Genomic DNA, 20,315 nt, shown 5'->3' with positions numbered 1-20,315 from the left:
TTCGCGATCTGGCCGCCCTGGTTGCACACTGAAAGCCATCAGTTCACAGTCGATTCCCGCGCCCTCGCCCGCGGCTAAGGGCGCAGGCGGGAAAGGACTTCGGCGACAACGGCATCGGCGGGGACGTCGACCTGCTCGCCCGACGCAAGATCCTTGACGCCGACGGTGCCCGCCTCGATGTCGCGCTCACCCGCCACCAGCGCGACACGCGCGCCCGACCGGTCGGCCGCGCGCATAGCGCCCTTGAGGCCGCGGTCGCCGTAGGCCAGATCCACCCGCACCCCGGCGGCCCGTAACTGTCCGGCCAGCACCGCCAGCCGCAGCTTGGCCTGCTCCCCCAGCGGCACCGCGAACACGTCGCAGCGGGCCGCAGCACCGACGGTTTTGCCCTCGGCTTTCAGCGCCAACAAGGTGCGGTCCACGCCGAGCCCAAATCCGATGCCGGACAAGTCTTGTCCGCCAAGCTCTTTCATCAGCCCGTCGTAGCGGCCGCCGCCGCCGATCCCCGACTGCGCCCCCAGGCCGTCGTGCACGAACTCGAAGGTGGTCTTGGTGTAGTAGTCCAGTCCGCGCACCATCCGCGGGTTGATCACATACGGAACCCCGAGCGCGTCGAGGTGGGCGAGCACCGTGTCGAAATGCTGCTTGGCGACGTCGGAGAGGTGGTCGAGCATCACCGGGGCGTCGGCGGTCATGGCTTTGACGTCGGGGCGCTTGTCGTCGAGCACCCGCATGGGGTTGATCTCGGCGCGACGGCGGGTTTCCGCATCGAGGTCGAGCTGAAACAGGAAGTCCTGCAACAGTTCCCGATACTGCGGTCGGCAGGTGTCGTCGCCCAGCGAGGTGATCTCCAGCCGGAAGCCGTCGAGCCCCAGGGACCGAAAACCGGCGTCGGCGACCGCGATTACCTCGGCGTCCAGCGCCGGGTCGTCGACACCGATCGCCTCCACTCCCACCTGCTGCAGCTGACGATAGCGACCGGCCTGCGGCCGTTCGTAGCGGAAGAACGGGCCCGCGTAGCACAGCTTGACCGGCAGCGCGCCGCGGTCCAGTCCGTGCTCGATCACCGCGCGCACCACCCCGGCGGTGCCCTCCGGACGCAGTGTCACCGAGCGGTCACCGCGGTCGGCGAAGGTGTACATCTCCTTGGACACCACGTCGGTGGACTCGCCCACCCCGCGGGCGAACAGCGCGGTGTCCTCGAAGATCGGCAGCTCGATGTCGGCATAGCCGGCCCGCCGGGCCGCGTCGAGCAAGCCGTCGCGCACCGCGACGAACGCCGCCGAATCCGGCGGGACATAGTCGGGTACGCCCTTCGGCGCCTGGAATCCGGTCATAGGCCTTCCAGGAACGGGTTGTGCCGGCGCTCGGCGCCGATCGTGGTCTTCGGGCCGTGACCGGGCAGCACCACGGTGTTGTCGTCGAGCACCAGCAGCTTGTCGACAATCGAGGTGATCAGGTCGCGGCCGCTGCCGCCGAACAGGTCGGTGCGGCCCACCGAGCCCTGGAACAGGGTGTCTCCGGTGAAGACGATGTCGGTGTCATCGGTCACCTTGAACACCACCGAGCCACGGGTATGCCCGGGCGTGTGGTCGACAGTGACCGTGATGTCGGCGAGGTCGATCTTGTCGCCGTCGCGGTCGAGTTCGACGACCTGCTTGGGCTCGCGGAACATCGCCGCCATGAACAGCTGACCGATCCGCGGGCCGAAGCCCTTGATCGGGTCGGTCAGCATGAACCGGTCCTCGGGATGGATGTAGGCCGGGCAGCCGAACGTGTCGGACACCTTCTGCGCCGACCAGATGTGGTCGATGTGGCCGTGGGTGAGCAGGACCGCCGCCGGGGTCAGCCGATTCTCGTCGAGAATGCGCCGCAGCGGACCCATCGCCCGCTGGCCGGGGTCGACGATGATGGCGTCCGACCCGGGCCGCTGGGCCAGCACATAGCAGTTGCACGCCAGCAACCCGGCCGGAAACGCGGAGATCAACACGGTCTCCAGTTTCCCATGCCAGGGTGCGGCACAGTCATTCACCATGAACTGGCACACTGTGGTGTCGTGCCGACCAATGAACAGCGACGTGCCAACGCCAAACGCAAACTCGAACGGCAACTGGAACGCCGTGCCGAACAAGCCCGCCGCCGCCGACTTTTGGCGATCGTCGGCGCAGCGGTCGCGACGGTGGTCGTCATCGCGGCGGTCGTGACGACCGTGCTGCTCACCAACCGCGAGCACAAGCACAACACCGCGTCGCCCGCCAGCAGCAGCGCTTCGGCGACGACATCGGCACCGGGCGAGGCGCCGGCAGTGCCGCCGCTGCCGTCGTTCAAGCCGTCGCCCGAACTGGGCGCCAACTGCCAGTACCCGCCGTCGCCGGAGCCGGCCAGCAAGCCGGCCAAGCCGCCGCGGACGGGCAAGGTGCCTACCGATCCGGCCACGGTCAGCGCCAGCATGGTGACCGATCAGGGCAAGGTCGGGCTGATGCTGGACAACGGCAAATCGCCGTGCACGGTCAACAGTTTCGCCAGCCTGGCGCAGCAGGGCTTCTTCAACGACACGCAATGCCACCGGCTGACGACGTCGCCGACACTCTCCGTGCTGCAGTGCGGCGACCCGAAGGGCGACGGCACCGGCGGCCCGGGCTACCAGTTCGCCAACGAATACCCGACCGACCAATACCCGCCGAACGACCCCGCCCTGCAGCAGCCCGTCGTCTACCCCCGCGGCACGCTCGCGATGGCCAACGCCGGGCCCGGCACCAACAGCAGCCAGTTCTTCATGGTCTACAAGGACTCGCAATTGCCGCCCGAGTACACGGTTTTCGGCACCATCCAGGACGACGGGCTGGCCACGCTGGACAAGATCGCCAAGGCCGGGGTTGCCGGCGGCGGCGAGGACGGCGCACCCGCCACCCCGGTGACGATCAAGTCGCTGATGCTGGACTGAGCGCCGGCTACCAAGAGGACCGGTGGATGCCGGGCGTGAACCACGCAACCTTCGCGTGCCAGGATCGGGCGGATCCGTACGCAAAACCGATGGCGCCCAGGCAGGCACACAACCAGACGGGCAGCGTGATATCAATGCCGAGCTCGGCCGTGATGACCTGAATCGCCGTCGCTGCAATCCCGAACGCGGCCGAGATCAGGTAGAGGTTGACCGTCGACCTTGAGCGCGCATCCTTCCGCAAGATCAGCATCACCCTGCCCGCGTAGCTGAACAAGTAGATGAGCAGACCGCCCAGCACCAGCCAGTAGGCCCCGAACCAGACGGTGCTGACGTGGGCGGGGAATAGGTCGGGGTGATAGCCCTCGTCGGCGATGACGAACACCGCCACGAGCAGTGGAATACCCCACCGCAGTGGGATTTCGACGTGTCGGCGAAACAGGCGGCGCAGCTGACGTTCGTGATCGAGCCGCGCCAGCCCGTGGTGGATTATCGCCGTCACCGCGACGATGAGGCAGATGTGGCCGAGCAGATCTTCCACGTTCCAGCGCCGGAATACGCCGTGCAGCACTGGCCCCAGTGTCGCCGATGCCCATGGCGACATCAGCAGCACCGCGCAGCCTTGCAAGGCAATGTTCAGGCTGGCACCGGCTTCCCAGCGGGAGCGCCAGGTGTCGCGCCGGATCCACAGACTGTAGAAGATGGCAGCCAGCGTCACGAGGATGAGTGCGGACATCATTGTCACACTCCAACGTACTCGCGATGAGCGTCAGACAGGCGGCTTGGCGGGGTCGGGCGCAAGGTCGCGCAGACTTGGTCGCCCGGATGCAGACTCCACGTATTCGGCGACCGCCTCGCGCCGGATCAACCCGTAACGGACCTGCAGGTCAACCGGATTCAGCCCGAAGTACTCGGCCGCTCTGATGAGGTTGTCGGCGGTGATCAGCCGGCCCTCGCGAGCTGCCTTGTAGTAAGCCGATTTTCGATAGCCGAACGCCTCATAGACCTCGGTGGCGGCAAGTGGCCTGCCCACGAGGTACGGCAACACCACCGCCGGGTCCTTTTCGTGGTCGTCCATGGGCACCCACGATGCTCTCAGTGAACGAAGTACCGATTACGTGTACGTAAAACCTGTATTAACTACTTTGGTTTACTTTTATGGACTGAAGCGCCGACGCTTGTTGCGCGCCGCCACCACTAAGCCGCCGACGTCACCCGGTAGACGTCGAAGACGCCTTCGACGTTGCGCACGACGTCCAGCAGATGTCCCAGGTGCTTGGGGTCGCCCATTTCGAAGGTGAACCGGCTAATTGCCACCCGGTCGTTCGACGTGGTCACCGACGCCGACAGGATGTTCACCTTCTCGTCGGCCAGCACCCGGGTGACGTCCGACAGCAGCCGGTGCCGGTCCAGCGCCTCGACCTGGATGGCCACCAGGAACACCGACGACGGCGACGGCGCCCAGTGCACCTCGATGATGCGCTCCGACTGCTGTTGCAGCGACGCGGCATTGGTGCAGTCGGTGCGGTGCACGCTGACCCCGCCGCCGCGCGTGACGAACCCCATGATCGCATCGCCCGGCACCGGTGTGCAGCACTTGGCCAGCTTGGACAGCACGCCCGGGGCGCCGGGCACCGCGACCCCGGTGTCGTCGGTACTGCGCGGGCGTCGCAGCATCGTGGCGGGGGTGGACCGCTCGGCGAGGTCTTCCTCGGCCTGGTCGATGCCGCCCAGTTCGGCCACCAGCCGCTGCACCACGTGCTTGGCGGAGACGTGCCCCTCACCGATCGCGGTGTAGAGCGCCGACACGTCCGCGTAGTGCAACTCGTTGGCCACCGCGGCCATTGACCCGCCATTAACCAAGCGCTGCAACGGAAGTCCGCCGCGGCGCACCTCGCGGGCCATCGCCTCTTTGCCGGCCTCCAGCGCCTCCTCGCGACGCTCCTTGGCGAACCACTGGCGGATCTTGGTCTTGGCCCGCGGCGAGACCACAAATTGCTGCCAGTCCCGCGACGGCCCCGCGTTGGGCGCCTTGGACGTGAAAACCTCGACGACTTCCCCGTTTTCGAGCTTGCGCTCCAGCGCCACCAGCCGCCCGTTCACCCGGGCGCCGATGCAGCGGTGGCCGACCTCGGTGTGCACGGCGTAGGCGAAGTCCACCGGCGTCGACCCGGTGGGCAGCGTGATCACGTCACCCTTGGGGGTGAACACGAAAATCTCTTGCACCGCAAGGTCGTAACGCAGCGACTCCAGGAACTCGCCGGGGTCGGCGGCCTCACGTTGCCAGTCGAGCAGTTGACGCATCCATGCCATGTCGTCGATCTCGGCGGCGGCGTGCGGGTGTGGAACGCCGTTGCGGCCCTTGGCTTCCTTGTAGCGCCAGTGCGCGGCGATGCCGTATTCGGCGGTGCGGTGCATGTCGCGGGTGCGGATCTGCACTTCCAGCGGCTTGCCCTCCGGGCCGACGACCGTGGTGTGCAGCGACTGGTACACCCCGTAGCGCGGCTGGGCGATGTAGTCCTTGAACCGGCCCGCCATCGGCTGCCACAGCGAATGCACCACGCCCACAGCGGCATAACAGTCCCGGATCTCGTCGCACAGGATGCGGATGCCGACCAGGTCGTGGATGTCGTCGAAGTCGCGGCCCTTGACGATCATCTTCTGGTAGATCGACCAGTAGTGCTTGGGCCGGCCCTCGACCACCGCGTTGATCTTGGATGCGCCCAGGGTGGAGACGATCTCGTCGCGCACCTTGGCCAGGTAGGTGTCGCGCGACGGCGCCCGGTCGGCCACCAGCCGCACGATCTCTTCGTACTTCTTGGGGTGCAGGATCGCGAACGCCAGGTCCTCCAGCTCCCACTTGACGGTGGCCATCCCCAGCCGATGTGCCAGTGGTGCAATGACTTCCAGCGTTTCACGGGCCTTGCGTGCCTGCTTCTCCGGCGGCAGGAAACGCATCGTCCGCATGTTGTGCAGCCGGTCGGCCACTTTGATCACCAGCACCCGCGGGTCGCGGGCCATCGCGGTGATCATCTTGCGGATGGTCTCGCCCTCGGCGGCGCTGCCCAGCACCACCCGGTCCAGCTTGGTCACCCCGTCGACCAGATGGCCGACCTCCTCGCCGAATTCCTCGGACAGCTGCGCCAAGGTGTAACCGGTGTCCTCGACGGTGTCGTGCAGCAGCGCGGCCACCAGCGTGGTGGTGTCCATCCCCAGTTCGGCCAGGATGTTGGCGACGGCCAGCGGGTGGGTGATGTAGGGGTCACCGGAATGGCGCATCTGGTCGGCGTGCCGTTGCTCGGCGACCTCGTAGGCGCGTTGCAGGATCGACAGGTCGGCCTTGGGATGAATCTCACGGTGCACCGCCACCAGCGGCTCGAGCACCGGGCTGACGGTGCTGCGCTGAGCGGTCATTCGCCGCGCCAACCGGGCCCGCACCCGTCGCGACGCGCTGGTGGAGGTCTTCAGCCCGATCCGGGGCTCGGCCGGCAGGGCATCGGGGACCTGCAGCGGCTCGGTGGGGGGCTGGGTAGCCGTGCGCTGGTCGTCCGCCACGTTTGTCACCTCCGACCACCAAGGATATCGCTCAAGATGCTTGCCCGGCTCCTCCTCATCGCGGTACCCGGTCTGCATCGTCGCCGGGCTAGACAGAGCGCAAGCTGTGTACCGGCAACGGCGCAACCCTGTCGCGGCCGCCCAGCCCGGCCAGCTCCAGCACGACGGCGGCGGCCGTCACGTGCGCGCCGCTGTGCTCCAACAACCGGTAAGCCGCCGCCACGGTCCCGCCGGTGGCCAGCACGTCGTCGACAATGACCACGCGGCGCCCGGCCAGCTCGATTCCGTCGGCCGGGATCTCCAGGGTGGCGGTGCCGTACTCGAGGTCGTATTGCTCGGCGCGCACCGGCGGCGGCAGCTTGCCGCCCTTGCGGATGGCCAGCATGCCGATGCCGAGCCGGGCCGCGACGGCGCCGCCCACCACAAAACCACGGGCGTCGATCCCGGCGATCAGGTCGGCGCCGGCCGCCACGTCGGCCAGCGCCTCGGTCACCGCGGAAAAGCCGCGATGGTCGGCGAACAGCGGGGTGAGGTCCTTGAATTGGATTCCCGCCGTAGGGAAGTCGTCGATCTCCCGGGTCAACGATGCGATGAGCTCAGCAATCACCGCACCAGCACCCAGCGGTCCATGTTCCAGCCGGCGCCCCAGCGAGTCGGATTGGCCGTGACGGCGTACATCTTCTTCGACGCCATCAGGGTGCGCTGCTGGCGATACAGCGGCAGCGTCGGCATGTCGGCCCACAGCACCGGCGCGCTCTCGGCCAGCAGCCGCACCAGTTCGGCCGGGTCGGCCGACACCGCCAGCGCACTGATGATCCCGTCGATCTGGCCATTGCTGTAGCCGGGCAGGTTGTTGCCGTTGCCGGTGTGCAGCGTGTAGGCGTCCATCGCCGGCGAGCCGGTCGATCCGCTGCCGCTGGCGCCGCCGGTGGTGGCCAGCAGCACGTCGATCTTTCCGTCGCGCAGCGTCTGCGGTCCGGTGGTGTCCGAGGTGACGTCGGAGACCGTGATACCGGCCGGTGCGCAGGCCTTGGCGATCGCGCCGACGGTGGCGGCCAGCCGGGCGTTGGGCGCCCGGTAGCCGATGCGCACGGTCAGCGGCGCCCCGCCCAGCGCGCTTCGGGCCGCGTCCGGATTCGCCTTCACGAATTGCCCTGCCTCGGGGACGTTTTCGGCCTGAGCGATGGCGTCCTCGGCGGCGGTGTGCAACCGGGAGTTGGCGATCGGCACCCCGGCGTCACGCGCGATCACGTCCCGCGGCGTGCATGACGCGACCGCGCGGCGCACCGGCGTGTCGGCGAACCGGCCGTGCGGCGCGAAGATCAGCTGCTGAATCCCGTCCGACGGCGCATCGGTGCGCCGGTAGTTGTCCGGCGTGATCACCGAGCCCGACGACCCGGCCGCGACGTCCGCGACGTCGATGCTGCCGTTGTTGAGCCGGTCCTGGATGTCGGCCTTCTGCGGCCACACCGTGACCCGCTTGGTCATCGGCTTGGGGCCCCACCAGCGGTCGTTGGCGACCAGGACCACCCCGCCGTCGCTTAACACCGACTCGATCTTGTACGGCCCCGACGACGGGAAGCGCTTGGTGTCCAGGCCGGGCTTGAGGTCCCAGATCGTGTTCCACTGCTGGGCGATGCGCTCGACGGCCGGCATGTTCCTGCCCAGCAGTGAGGCGGTGACGTTGACACCCGTTTCGTCGGCGATGACGTGCGACGGCATCAGCGAGGTCGCGGTGAACAGCTCGTCGTAGTCGACGACGCTGCGGTCCGGCGCGAACGACACCCGCGCCTTCTTCTGCCCGGGCTGGCAGTCGATGCCGGCGATGTCGATGTAGCCGGCCTGGCTGGCGGCGTCGAACCCGGGGAATTTCCCGGAGTGCGCGGCCCAGGTCAGCACCATGTCGTCGCAGGTGACCGGTTTGCCGTCGGAATAGACGGCGTTGTCGGCGATCTGGTAGTCGAGCACCAGCGGCGCGCCGCCGACCACCGAGACGGTGCCGAAGTCGTGGTCGGCCACCACCTGCCCGTCGGGGCCGTGGTAGCCGAACCCGGTCAGCGTGCGGGCGAACGCCTGCGCGCCCGCCGAGGCGGCGCCGGTGACCGTGTTGGTGTTGTAGGTGACCAGCGCGCCGTCGACGGCGTAGTCGATCTGACCGGCTGCGCTGCCCGAACACGCGGTCAGCGGCGACAAGGCCACGAGCATCGCCGCAGAGACGGCCGCAGCGCGCCGACGCCAGGCAGCCATCGGGTTACCGCTTGTTTCGCTTGCCGGTCGGCCGGACGGGCCGCGCGCCCGGAGCCGGCTTGCTCGGCGCGGGCTTCTTCGGAGCGGCCGCGGCGGTCTCTCGCTTAGGCTCGGTCTCGGTCGATTCCCTTGGCTCCGTAGGCTTTTCGGGAGCTCCGCTGCGGCGTCGCAGCACCCGGCGGGTGTGGCCGCGCACCAACTCGGTGCGCTCACGCAGGGTGACCAGCAGCGGCGTGGCGAAGAAGATCGACGAGTACGTGCCGACGATGATCCCGACCAGCTGCACCAGCGCCAGGTCCTTGAGCGTGCCGACCCCCAGCAGCCACACCGCCACCACCAGCAGCGCGACCACCGGCAGCACCGAGATCAGGCTGGTGTTGATCGAGCGCATGAACGTCTGGTTGACCGCCAGGTTGGCCTGCTCGGCGAACGTGCGCCGCGTCGTGTGCTGAAAACCGTGGGTGTTCTCCTCGACCTTGTCGAACACGATCACGGTGTCGTAGATCGAGAACCCGAGGATGGTCAGCAACCCGATGACGGTGGCCGGGGTGACCTCGAAGCCGACCAGCGAGTACACCCCGGCGGTGACGCCCACGTCGAAGAACATCGCCGCCAGCGCGGAGATCGCCATGTAGCGCTCGTAGCGCACGGTGATGTAGAGGGCGACCAGCACCAGGAACACCACCAGCGCGATCACCGCCTTCTTGGTGATCTGACCGCCCCAGGTCTCCGAGACCGCCGAGTCGCTGATCGCCTGCTTGCTGGGCTTGCCGTCGGGCCCCTTGGGCTGGAACCGGTCGAACAGCGCATTGCGCAGCTTGGCCGTCTGGTCGTTGGACAAGGCTTCCGAGCGGATCTGCACCGTCGCCGACGCACCCTTGCCGACGATCACCACCGACTCGGCGTCCTTGCCGATCGTCTGGCGGAACACGTCTTCCACCTGGCTGACCTTCACTGTGCCCGTTGCAGCCGCGACGGGCATCGACACCTTGGTACCGCCGGCGAAATCGATGCCGAAAGTGAAGCCGCGCAACACAATACTGGCGATCGCGATCGCCACGATCGTCCCGCTGATCACGTACCACATCCGGCGGCGCCCGACCACCTCGAACGCCCCGGTGCCGGTGTAGAGCCGCGACAGGAAACTGTGGTGCGGCAACTGGGCCCCGTTGACGTCCTCGACGAGGATGCCCTCGGACTCGGTGAGTTCGGTCATCGCACTACCCCCGTATGCGCGGCGGCCCGGCGTTCGCGCGCAACCTGCTGAACCGCGCCCAGGCCGTTGTAGGCCGGCTTGCCCAGCGTGGGCGACTTCGACGACAGGTACACCAGCGGCCACGTGACCAGGAACACCACGACGAGGTCGAGGATTGTGGTCAGGCCCAGGGTGAACGCAAAGCCCTTCACCTGTCCGATCGCCAGGAAGTACAGCACCGCGGCGGCCAGGAAGGTCACCGCGTTACCCGACACGATGGTCTTACGGGCCCTCCCCCAACCGCGAGGCACCGCCGAGCGGAACGAACGGCCTTCGCGGATCTCGTCTTTGATGCGTTCGAAGAACACCACGAACGAGTCGGCGGTGGTGCCGATACCGATGATCAGACCCGCGATACCGGCCAGGTCCAGCGTGTAGTTGATATAGCGGCCCAGCAACACCAGGATCGCGAAAACCATTGCGCCGGAAGCTACTAGCGATAGCGCGGTGAGCAACCCCAGCACCCGGTAGTAGAGCAGCGAGTACACCAGCACCAGCGCCAGACCGATCGCACCGGCGATCAGGCCTGCCCGCAGCGACGTCAAACCCAGTGTGGCCGAAACGGTTTCGGCCTCCGAGGATTCGAACGACAGCGGCAGCGAACCGTATTTGAGGACGTTGGCCAGTTCACGGGCCTGGCCCTGGGTGAAGTTCCCGGTGATCTGGGTCCGCCCGCCGGGGATGGCTTCACGGATCTGCGGCGCACTGACCACCTGCGAGTCCAGGGTGAACGCGGTCTGGGTGCCGATGTGGGCGGCGGTGAAGTCGGCCCAGACGTTGGCGGCCGCGCTCTTGAACTGCAGGTCGACGACGTAGCCGCCGCTGCGCTGGTCCAGGCCGGAGCTGGCGTTTTGGATCTGGTCGCCGCTGATGATCGACGGCGCCAGCAGATAGGCCGACTTGTGGTCCTTGTCGCAGGTCACCAGCGGCAGGTTGGGGTCGTCGTTGCCGGCCAGGATGTCCTCCTGGTTGCAGCGGGTGGCCTCGAATTGCAGCGCCAGGAACTGCACCCCTTTGTTGGTGCTCTGCCGCCACTGCTTTTCCTTGGCGATGCGCTCGGCGAGGTCCTTGCGCGGGTCCGGCGGCGCGGGCTGCACGGGTGGCGCCGGCGGCGTGGGCGCCTGCCCCGGTGCAGGGGACGGCGACGGGGCGGGTGTCGGCTCCTGCGGGTAGGGCCGCGGCTGTGGCGGCGGAGTCTCGCCGGGGGCGGGGCCCGGCAGCTCGCCCGGCGCGGCGGGCGCCTCCCCCGGCGCCTGACCCGGCTCGCCGGCCGGGGACTGCGGCGTGCCGGCCGGTGCTGGCTGCTCCGGCGGCGGAGCGGTCTCGACCGGCAGCGCATTGATCACCGGGCGGATGTACAGCCGCGCGGTCTGGCCGAGGTTGCGGGCCTCGTTGCCGTCGTTTCCGGGCACCGTGATCACCAGGTTGTCGCCGTCGACAACGACTTCGGAACCAGAGACACCCAGGCCGTTGACCCGGGAGCTGATGATCGACTGCGCCTGCGCCAGCGCGTCGCGGGTCGGCTTCGAGCCGTCCGGGGTGCGTGCGGTCAACGTGACCCGGGTGCCGCCCTGCAGGTCGATACCGAGCTTCGGCTCCGCGCGCTTGTCACCGGTCAAAAAGACCAGCAGGTACACGCCGATGAGCAGGGCCAAAAACACCGTCAGATAGCGGGCAGGGTGCACCGGCGCCGAAGGCGATGCCACGTTGTTGAGTCTCCTCGTTGATTTACGACCGCACCCGCAAAGGGTACGTGCCGGTCAGCCGAACTCAGTCCTTGGGCGCTCGCTCCGGGTCGGCGGTGAGCTCGACCGCTTCGGTCTCGTCGAGCTCGGGTACCTCGGGCTCGATGCGGTCGCGGATGGCCAGTTTCATCCAGGTGGTGACCACGCCCCGGGCGATCTCGAGATCCACGGTGTCGTCGGTGATGTCGGTGACGGTGCCCTGCAAGCCGGAAGTGGTGTGCACCCGGTCACCGACCTGCAGCGACTCGTGCAGGTCGATCGTGGCCTGCATCGCACGCCGCTGACGCCGCGACGCGAAGAACATGAACACGCCCAGGATGACGAGCAGCGGCAAGAAGACGACCAGTTGTTCCATGACCGCCAGTGTGCCCTACTCGCCCGCATATTCGACCATCGGTTCGGTGTCCGCGACCTCTCCGTTCACCACGATCGTCAACCCGTCGCGGCGCATCTCGTACCGGGTGGCGTCCTCGGGATTCATCGCGTCGAAGCCGTCGCCGGCCGGCATCGCCCCGGGCAACTCGATGGCCGCCCCGTCCGAGAGCCGCACGCCGCGGTAGTAGTAGGTGTCGCTGCCCGCCGATTTGCAGACGACCAGTGCGGACTTGGTGGTCCGCTCGGCCAGCGCCGCCACGTCCGCGCCATGGCATCGCGCCTCGGGGTAACGAAGAAAGCCGTGCGCGTCCGCGTCGGGCAGCGAGATCCCCGAGGTTGCCGGGGCCAGCGCCGACGCCGTCGTCGGCTTGGGAGTCGGCTTGGGCGCCTGCTGCGTGCGCGACGACGGCGGCGGCGCGGCCGGCGACGACCGGTGGTCGGGCCGGGCGAGGACGACGACGGTCGCGACAACAGCTGCGACGACGACCGCGGCCGCGGCCGCCCCGGCAACCAGCCGGCCCGGCCGCTTGGCGGGCTCGCGTAGGTGCGGCGTCAGCTGCGGAGCGGCGGCGTCGAGCGCTGCCCTGGCCAGCTCGCCGGCCGACGCGAACCGCTCGTCGGGCCGCTTGGCCATGCCCTTGGCGACCACCGCGTCGAACGCCGGGCTGAGGCCGGGACGGACCTGGGATGGTCGCGGCGGCGCCGAGAACAGGTGCGCGGCGATCAGCTGGCTGACGTCGGCGCCGTGGAACGGCGCGGTGGCGGTAAGGCATTGGTAGAGCAGGCAGGCCAGCGAGTAGATGTCGGAAGCCGGGCCGAACGGTTCGCTGGTGAACCGCTCCGGCGCCATGTACGACTTGGAGCCAACCAGGTGACCGGTGGTGGTCAGGCCCGGGTCGACGCCCGAATAGGCAATCCCGAAGTCCACCAGGTAGACGAAGCCGTCCGGTGTGATCAGCACGTTCTCCGGCTTGACGTCGCGGTGGACCAGGCCGTCGCGGTGCGCAGCGTCCAGCGCGCTGGCCAGTTGGCTGATCACCGAGCCGGCCGCCTCCGGGCTCAGTGGGCCGTCCTCGCTCAGCACGGTCTTCAGGTTGCGGCCCTCGACCAGGCGCATGTCGATGTAGAGCACGCCGTCGATCTCGCCCCAGTCGTGCACCGGGATGACGTGCGGTTCGGCCAGCCGCGCCGCCACCCGGGACTCCCGCTGAAAGCGCCGCCGGTAATCGTCGTCGGCGGCCAGGTCGTCGAGCAGCAGCTTCAGCGCGACCGTGCGACCCTTCTCGGTGTCGTAGGCGCGGTACACCTCGCCCATCCCGCCGACGCCGAGCAGCGCCTGCAACTCGTACGGCCCGAACATGGTGCCGACACGTGAACCCTGCCGCGGTGAGGGCATGACGGCATCCTCTCAAACATACGAGCCCTTGACGTGGCAAAGCGGGAGTGAGACAACGGGCTACATGCCGCACGTCGGCGCGGTGCTAGGAGAAACGCATGGAACTCACCGAGGCGTTGCGCACCACCGGCGCGGTCCGCGACTTCACCGATCAGCCGGTCGACGACGCCGCCGTGGCCCGGATCCTCGACACCGCCCGGTTCGCGCCCAGCGGCGCCAACGCGCAGGCCTGGCGGGTCGTGGTGCTCAAGGACCCGGGGCGGCGACGACGGCTGCGCGACTTGTACCTGCAGGGTTCGCGCGACTACATGGCGCTGAGCGCCGCCGGCCTGCGGCCGTGGGCGCCGACCAACGACCGCGACGCCGAGGCCCGCGCCCTGGCGGCCGAAAACCCGGCAACGCCAGGAGGATTCGCCGAACACTTCGATGCGGCGCCGGTGCTGCTGGCGTTGTTCGCCGACCTGTCGATGCTGGCCGCGGTGGACCGCGACGCCGACCGGTACACGTTTGCCGGCGGCGCGTCGATCTACCCGTTCGCGTGGAGCGTCCTGCTGGCCGCCCGCGAGGAAGGGCTCGGCGGCGTGATCACCACGATTGCGATCCGCGAAGAGCCGCAGGTGAAATCGCTGCTCGGCGCACCCGACCATTGTGCGTTGGCCGCGGTGATCGCTTTGGGCCATCCGGTCCGGGCGGCGAGGCGGCTCAGGCGTGCGCCCGTCGACTCGTTCACTACCGTCGACTCGATCGACGGACCCGCGTTCGACGGATGACGGTGGCGTCAAATAAGCTCTGCGCGACGTTCGTACGCTCTCCTGAAAGGCCTGCGATGAGAAACCTTGTTGGACGGTTGGCGACGGTGGCGGTGTTGCCGGCAGCAGCGACGGCGCTGGTGGCGGTCGCGACGCCGGCTGTGAGCTCGGCGGAGCCCCTGAACTGTCCCGAAGGCCAGTGGTGGGACCCGACCGCCAACGTGTGCCGGCCGCTGGGCGAAGGGCCGCAGCCCCTGAACTGCCCGGAAGGCCAGTACTGGAAGCCGGGCGACAACGTGTGCAGGCCGCTCGGCCAACTCTGAACCGCGCCGCGCGGTTAGGCTGCTGAGGTGACCACTCTCGAACAGAGTCGCCACCTCGTCACCGAAATCCCCGGCCCTGCATCGCTGGAACTGACCAAGCGGCGGGCCGCGGCAGTGGCCCGGGGGGTGCGCAGCACGATGCCGGTGTACGCGGTGCGCGCCGGCGGCGGCATCGTCGAAGACGTCGACGGCAACCGGCTCATCGACCTGAGCTCCGGGATTGCGGTCACCACGATCGGCAACGCCTCTCCCCGGGTGGTCGACGCGGTGCGCGCGCAGGTCGCCGACTTCACCCACACCTGTTTCATGGTGACGCCGTACGAGAACTACATCGCCGTCGCCGAGGAGCTCAACCGGCTCACCCCGGGGTCGGGCGAGAAGCGGTCGGTGCTGTTCAACTCCGGCGCCGAGGCGGTGGAGAATGCCATCAAGATCGCGCGCGTCCACACGCGCAAGCCGGCGGTGGTGGCGTTCGACCACGCCTACCACGGCCGCACCAACCTAGCGATGGCCCTGACCGCCCAGTCGATGCCCTACAAGAGCGGCTTCGGGCCGTTCGCGCCGGAGATCTACCGGGCGCCGCTGTCCTATCCGTACCGCGACGGGTTGATCGACAAGGAGCTGGCCACCGACGGTGAGCGGGCCGCCCAGCGCGCAATCCGGGAGATCCGCCGGCTCGTGGGCGCCGACAACTTGGCCGCCCTCGTGATCGAGCCGATCCAGGGCGAGGGCGGCTTCATCGTCCCGGCCGAAGGATTCCTGCCCACGCTCTTGGAGTGGTGCCGCCAGAACAACGTCGTGTTCATCGCCGACGAGGTGCAAACCGGCTTCGCCCGCACCGGCGCCTTGTTCGCCTGCGAGCACGAGGGCATCGAACCGGACCTGATCTGCACCGCCAAGGGCATCGCCGGCGGGCTGCCGCTGTCGGCCGTCACCGGCCGCGCCGAGATCATGGACGCCTCTCACCCCGGCGGGCTGGGCGGCACGTTCGGCGGCAACCCAGTCGCCTGCGCGGCGGCGCTGGCCGCCATCACGACGATCGAGAGCGACGGGCTGGTCGAGCGGGCGCGGCAGATCGGGCAGCTGATGACCGACCGGCTGTCCCGGCTGCAGGCCGACGACGACCGGATCGGCGACGTCCGGGGCCGCGGCGCGATGATCGCCGCCGAACTGGTGAAATCCGGTTCCGCCGACCCCGACCCGGAGTTGACCGGCAAGCTCGCCGCCGCCGCACACGCCGCCGGCGTGATCGTCTTGACCGCAGGCACGTTCGGCAACGTGCTGCGGTTCCTACCGCCGCTGACCATCAGCGACGACCTGCTCTCCGAAGCTCTCGAGGTGCTGGCCGGCCTGCTGGCCGAGCTCTAAACGGTGGCCGATGTCACTTATCGCCTCGCTTCCGGAATAATATTAGCTTTGCTAACGTAGTTTTCTGTTGGGCGCAGCGTGGCGCCGGCCAAACTTCCCCAGTGATTTGTCTTAGAGGTCCGTTATGTCGATTGAAATCAATGAAGAGCGGCTGGAACGCCGCATCGCCGACCTGACTACCAGCGACCCGCAGTTCGCCGCCGCCCGGCCCAGCGAGGCCGTCGCCGCCGCGGTCGAGCAGCCGGGGCTCACGCTGCCGCAGGTCATCCAGACCATCCTCGAGGGCTACGCCGACCGGCCGGCTCTCGGTCAGCGTGCCGTCGAATTCGTCACCGACCCGGCGACCGGTCGCACGTCGGCGCAACTCCTCCCCCGCTTCGACACCATCACCTACCGCCAGCTCGGCGACCGTGTCGGCGCTCTCGCGGCCGCCTGGGCCGACGGCGTGGTCGCCCCCGGCGACCGCGTCGCCGTGCTGGGGTTCACCAGCGTCGACTACACGACGATCGACGTGGCACTGGGCCAGCTGGGCGCCGTCTCGGTTCCGCTGCAGACCAGCGCCGCGATCACTCAGCTGCAGCCGATCGTCGCCGAGACCGAGCCTGTTGTGCTCGCCGCGAGCGTCGACTACCTGTCCGACGCCGTCGAGCTGATCCAGTCCGGCCACCAGCCCGGACGGCTGGTGGTGTTCGACGTGCACCCGGAGGTCGACGACCACCGCGAGGCCATCGACGCCGCGCGCACCCGGCTGGCGGACAGCCCGGTCGTCGTCGAGACCCTGGCCGACGTGCTGGACCGCGGAAAGTCGCTGCCGCCCGTGCCGGCGGTGGATGCCGGAGATGACGCGTTGGCGTTGCTGATCTACACCTCCGGCAGCACCGGCGCACCCAAGGGCGCGATGTATCCGCAGCGCAACGTCGCCAAGATGTGGCGGCGGTCCGCCCGCAACTGGTTCGGGCCCAGCGCCGCGTCGATCACGCTGAACTTCATGCCGATGAGCCACGTGATGGGCCGCGGAATTCTCTACGGCACGCTCGGCAACGGCGGCACCGCCTATTTCGGCGCCAAGAGCGACCTGTCGACCCTGCTGGAGGACCTCACGCTGGTGCGGCCGACGGAGTTGAACTTCGTGCCGCGGATCTGGGAGACGCTGTACCAGGAGTATCAGCGCGAACTCGACCGCGGCCGTGACGAATCCGACGTGATGGCCGACATGCGGCAGAACCTTCTCGGAGGGCGGTTCATCTTCGCGATGACGGGCTCCGCGCCCACCTCCCCGGAGCTGAAGGCCTGGGTCGAGTCCTTACTCGAGATGCACCTGATGGACGGCTACGGCTCCACCGAAGCCGGCATGGTCCTGTTCGACGGCGAGGTGCAGCGGCCGCCGGTGATCGACTACAAGCTGGCCGACGTCCCGGATCTGGGCTACTTCGCCACCGACAAGCCTTATCCCCGAGGCGAATTGCTGCTCAAGACCGAGAACATGTTCCCGGGCTACTACAAGCGCCCGGAGATCACCGCCGACGTGCTGGACGCCGACGGCTACTACCACACCGGCGACGTGGTGGCCGAGGTCGCCCCAGACCGGCTGGTCTACGTCGACCGGCGCAACAACGTCCTGAAGTTGGCGCAGGGCGAGTTCGTCACGCTCGCCAAGCTGGAGGCGGTGTTCGGCAACAGCCCACTGGTCCGCCAGATCTACATCTACGGCAACAGCGCACACCCGTACCTGTTGGCGGTCGTGGTGCCGACGGAGCCGAACGCGCCGAAGTCGGCGATTGCCGAGTCGCTGCAGGCCGTCGCCAAGGAAGCGGGGCTGCAGTCCTACGAGGTGCCGCGTGACTTCATCATCGAGACAACGCCTTTCACGCTGGAGAACGGTCTGCTGACCGGCATCCGCAAGCTAGCCTGGCCCAAGCTGAAGCAGCACTACGGCGAGCGGCTCGAACAGCTCTACGCCGAGCTGGAAGAAGGCCAGGCCAACGAGCTTCGGGCCTTGCGCCAAAACGGTGCCGACAAGCCGGTGCTCGAGACGGTGAGCCGGGCCGCGGCGGCGCTGCTGGGCGCATCGACCAGTGACGTCTCGCCTGACGCGCATTTCACCGATCTGGGCGGAGACTCGTTGTCGGCGTTGACATTCGGCAACCTGCTGCGTGAGATCTTCGATGTCGACGTGCCGGTGGGCGTGATCGTCAGCCCGGCCTCGGACCTGCAGTCCATCGCCGCTTACATCGAGGGCGAACGCCGAGGCTCGAAACGGCCGACATTCGCTTCGGTGCACGACCGCGACGCCGTCGAGGTGCACGCGAAAGACCTGACGCTGGACAAGTTCCTCGACGCCGAGACTTTGGCCGCCGCGCGGAATCTGCCGCGGGCCAACCACGAAGTGCGCACGGTATTGCTCACCGGCGCAACGGGATTCTTGGGCCGCTACCTGGCTCTGGAGTGGTTGGAGCGGATGGACCTGGTCGACGGCAAGGTCATCGCCTTGGTGCGCGCCAAGGACGACGCGGCGGCGCGGGAACGTCTGGACAAGACGTTCGACAGCGGCGACCCGGAACTCCTTGCGCACTACCAAGAGCTGGCCGCCGACCACCTGGAGGTCATCGCCGGCGACAAGGGCGAGGCGAATCTTGGCCTGGATCAACAGACTTGGCAGCGGCTGGCCGACACCGTCGACCTGATCGTCGACCCCGCCGCACTGGTCAACCACGTGCTGCCCTACAGCGAGCTGTTCGGACCCAACGCGCTGGGCACCGCCGAGCTGATTCGCATCGCGCTGACCACCAAGAAGAAGCCGTACACCTACGTGTCGACAATCGGCGTGGGCGACCAGATCGCGCCCGGCAAGTTCACCGAGGACGCCGACGTCCGGGTGATGAGCCCGACCCGCGCCATCAACGACGGCTACGCCAACGGTTACGGCAACAGCAAGTGGGCCGGCGAGGTGCTGCTGCGGGAGGCCAACGACCTGTGCGGCCTGCCGGTCGCGGTGTTCCGCTGCGACATGATCCTGGCCGACACCACCTACGCGGGCCAGCTCAACCTGCCGGACATGTTCACCCGGATGATGCTTTCCCTGGTGGCCACCGGTATCGCGCCGAAGTCGTTCTACGAGCTGGACGCCGACGGCAACCGGCAGCGCGCCCACTACGACGGTCTGCCGGTCGAGTTCATCGCCGAGGCGATCTCGACGCTGGGAGCCCAGAACGTGGAGGCGTTCCAGACGTATCACGTGATGAACCCGTACGACGACGGCATCGGGATGGACGAGTACGTCGACTGGCTGATCGAAGCCGGTTATCCGGTCCAGCGCATCGACGACTACCGCGAGTGGGTGCAGCGGTTCGAGACCAGCCTGCGGGCTCTGCCGGAGAAGCAGCGCCAGGCGTCGCTGCTGCCGCTGTTGCACAACTACCAGAAGCCGGAGAAGCCCATCCGCGGGTCGATCGCACCGACCGACCGGTTCCGCGCCGCGGTGCAAGAGGCGAAAATCGGTCCGGACAAAGACATTCCACATGTCACGGCGCCGATCATCGTCAAGTACATCACCGACCTGCAGCTGCTCGGCTTACTCTGACGAGCGCGAAACAGAAGCCAGGGTCGTGATTCCCGCCGAATCACGACCCTGGCTTCTAGCTCGCGAGCCCTACCGCGACGCGTCGGCGCGTTTGCGGCGACGGAACAGACTCCTGCCTTCCTCGCGCTTCTCGGCCGGGAACGGCTCGGCGCGAGCCTGGGTGACCGCATCCGGCGACGCCTCGGGCGCGGGCGTATACTCCGGCGCTGGCGGCACATCGGCCGGCGGCACATCGGCGGGAGCGACGGCTGCCGCCGCTTCCACGTCACGCGCCGTCCGGACCGCCAACCGCGCCAGGATGGCACCCGCCAGGAACACGATCAGTGCGCCCAGCCCCGAGAAGTAGGTGATTTCGAGCAGGGCGCGCTTAGTGTCGTTCGACGCCACCGGTTGACCTACGTCGCCGAGTCGCAGCGGCGAAGCGAACGGGCGGCCGACAACGAACCAGGCGCCGGCGAATGCCGCCAGCCAGCCGCCGAACATCGCGGTGGCGCGGTTGCCCGAGCCCACCAGCAGCAGGCCGCCCACCACGGCCGCGACCCCGGGGAACACCTCTAACCAACCCCTGGCCGCAGTCCAGGTCCATTCCTTGTCCGGCGTGTAGGCCCAGTGGAAATACGGTCCGACGAACGGAATCAATGCGCCCCACGCGCCGAGAATGATCAGGAGCAATCCGCTGACTGCGCCGCGGCTGCGTGGCATGTGCAGCGCACCGCGACCTATTCGCGAGTCGGTCATTTCAGAATCTCCTCACAACACACCGACACCGGCGGTGCCGAAT

17 protein-coding genes are annotated in these 20,315 nt (G+C 68.2%); 5 read left to right on the top strand and 12 right to left on the bottom strand.

Features of this window, described 5'->3' with window-relative positions:
* Window positions 1–74: 74 nt before the first annotated feature.
* A complete protein-coding gene (gene hisS / locus MFM001_RS12105; protein ID WP_116375523.1) occupies window positions 75–1,337 on the bottom strand; it encodes a histidine--tRNA ligase in 1,263 nt (420 codons plus the stop codon).
* Complete coding sequence (locus tag MFM001_RS12100) at window positions 1,334–1,990, bottom strand: MBL fold metallo-hydrolase (protein WP_116375767.1); 657 nt, start codon at window positions 1,988–1,990, stop codon at window positions 1,334–1,336. The genes hisS and MFM001_RS12100 overlap by 4 nt, the downstream gene beginning before the upstream one ends.
* A gap of 66 nt (window positions 1,991–2,056) precedes the next feature.
* Between MFM001_RS12100 and MFM001_RS12095 the strand changes: the two genes are divergently transcribed.
* Entirely contained in the window at window positions 2,057–2,944 is an 888-nt protein-coding gene (locus MFM001_RS12095) for a peptidylprolyl isomerase (protein WP_116375522.1), read from the top strand.
* A gap of 7 nt (window positions 2,945–2,951) precedes the next feature.
* Here MFM001_RS12095 and MFM001_RS12090 read toward each other — a convergent pair whose 3' ends face one another.
* From MFM001_RS12090 to MFM001_RS12050, 9 genes are all read right to left on the bottom strand, one after another.
* Complete coding sequence (locus tag MFM001_RS12090) at window positions 2,952–3,680, bottom strand: hypothetical protein (RefSeq protein ID WP_116375521.1); 729 nt, start codon at window positions 3,678–3,680, stop codon at window positions 2,952–2,954.
* A gap of 30 nt (window positions 3,681–3,710) precedes the next feature.
* Window positions 3,711–4,019 (bottom strand): hypothetical protein, encoded by a 309-nt coding sequence (locus MFM001_RS12085; RefSeq protein ID WP_116375520.1) that lies wholly within the window; start codon window positions 4,017–4,019, stop codon window positions 3,711–3,713.
* A gap of 119 nt (window positions 4,020–4,138) precedes the next feature.
* A complete protein-coding gene (locus tag MFM001_RS12080; protein ID WP_116375766.1) occupies window positions 4,139–6,496 on the bottom strand; it encodes a bifunctional (p)ppGpp synthetase/guanosine-3',5'-bis(diphosphate) 3'-pyrophosphohydrolase in 2,358 nt (785 codons plus the stop codon).
* Between the two features lie 88 nt (window positions 6,497–6,584).
* Window positions 6,585–7,100: an adenine phosphoribosyltransferase gene (locus MFM001_RS12075; protein ID WP_116375765.1), complete on the bottom strand. Its 516-nt coding sequence runs from the start codon at window positions 7,098–7,100 to the stop codon at window positions 6,585–6,587.
* Window positions 7,100–8,743, bottom strand: coding sequence for an ABC transporter substrate-binding protein (locus tag MFM001_RS12070; protein WP_116375519.1), 1,644 nt, complete (start codon window positions 8,741–8,743; stop codon window positions 7,100–7,102). The genes MFM001_RS12075 and MFM001_RS12070 overlap by 1 nt, the downstream gene beginning before the upstream one ends.
* Before the next feature lie 4 nt (window positions 8,744–8,747).
* On the bottom strand, window positions 8,748–9,959 hold the full coding sequence (gene secF / locus MFM001_RS12065) for a protein translocase subunit SecF (RefSeq protein ID WP_116375518.1): 1,212 nt from the start codon (window positions 9,957–9,959) through the stop codon (window positions 8,748–8,750).
* The gene (gene secD / locus MFM001_RS12060; protein ID WP_116375517.1) at window positions 9,956–11,704 is read right to left on the bottom strand and encodes a protein translocase subunit SecD; all 1,749 of its coding nucleotides are present in this window, start codon (window positions 11,702–11,704) and stop codon (window positions 9,956–9,958) included. Before secD ends, secF begins: the two co-directional genes overlap by 4 nt.
* Window positions 11,705–11,768: 64 nt before the next feature.
* Entirely contained in the window at window positions 11,769–12,098 is a 330-nt protein-coding gene (gene yajC, locus MFM001_RS12055; RefSeq protein WP_116375516.1) for a preprotein translocase subunit YajC, read from the bottom strand.
* A gap of 15 nt (window positions 12,099–12,113) precedes the next feature.
* The gene (locus tag MFM001_RS12050; RefSeq protein WP_116375515.1) at window positions 12,114–13,514 is read right to left on the bottom strand and encodes a serine/threonine-protein kinase; all 1,401 of its coding nucleotides are present in this window, start codon (window positions 13,512–13,514) and stop codon (window positions 12,114–12,116) included.
* A gap of 98 nt (window positions 13,515–13,612) precedes the next feature.
* Here MFM001_RS12050 and MFM001_RS12045 point away from each other — a divergent pair, with 98 nt between their 5' ends.
* The 4 genes from MFM001_RS12045 to car all read left to right on the top strand — a co-directional run bounded on the left by MFM001_RS12045 (window position 13,613) and on the right by car (window position 19,534).
* Entirely contained in the window at window positions 13,613–14,284 is a 672-nt protein-coding gene (locus MFM001_RS12045; RefSeq protein ID WP_116375514.1) for a nitroreductase family protein, read from the top strand.
* 56 nt (window positions 14,285–14,340) lie between these two features.
* Entirely contained in the window at window positions 14,341–14,586 is a 246-nt protein-coding gene (locus tag MFM001_RS12040) for a hypothetical protein (RefSeq protein ID WP_116375513.1), read from the top strand.
* A gap of 27 nt (window positions 14,587–14,613) precedes the next feature.
* A complete protein-coding gene (gabT, locus tag MFM001_RS12035; protein WP_116375512.1) occupies window positions 14,614–15,954 on the top strand; it encodes a 4-aminobutyrate--2-oxoglutarate transaminase in 1,341 nt (446 codons plus the stop codon).
* A gap of 124 nt (window positions 15,955–16,078) precedes the next feature.
* The gene (gene car, locus MFM001_RS12030) at window positions 16,079–19,534 is read left to right on the top strand and encodes a carboxylic acid reductase (RefSeq protein ID WP_116375511.1); all 3,456 of its coding nucleotides are present in this window, start codon (window positions 16,079–16,081) and stop codon (window positions 19,532–19,534) included.
* Window positions 19,535–19,603: 69 nt separating this feature from the next.
* Here the strand turns inward: car and MFM001_RS12025 are convergent, their stop codons facing one another.
* Window positions 19,604–20,272: a hypothetical protein gene (locus MFM001_RS12025; RefSeq protein ID WP_238159126.1), complete on the bottom strand. Its 669-nt coding sequence runs from the start codon at window positions 20,270–20,272 to the stop codon at window positions 19,604–19,606.
* Window positions 20,273–20,315 lie beyond the last annotated feature (43 nt).

The sequence above is a fragment of the Mycobacterium sp. MFM001 genome (assembly GCF_003402475.1).
Lineage (GTDB): Bacteria > Actinomycetota > Actinomycetes > Mycobacteriales > Mycobacteriaceae > Mycobacterium.
The sequence above is the reverse complement of the archived record's forward strand: the minus strand, read 5'-3'. Positions and strand labels throughout refer to the sequence as shown.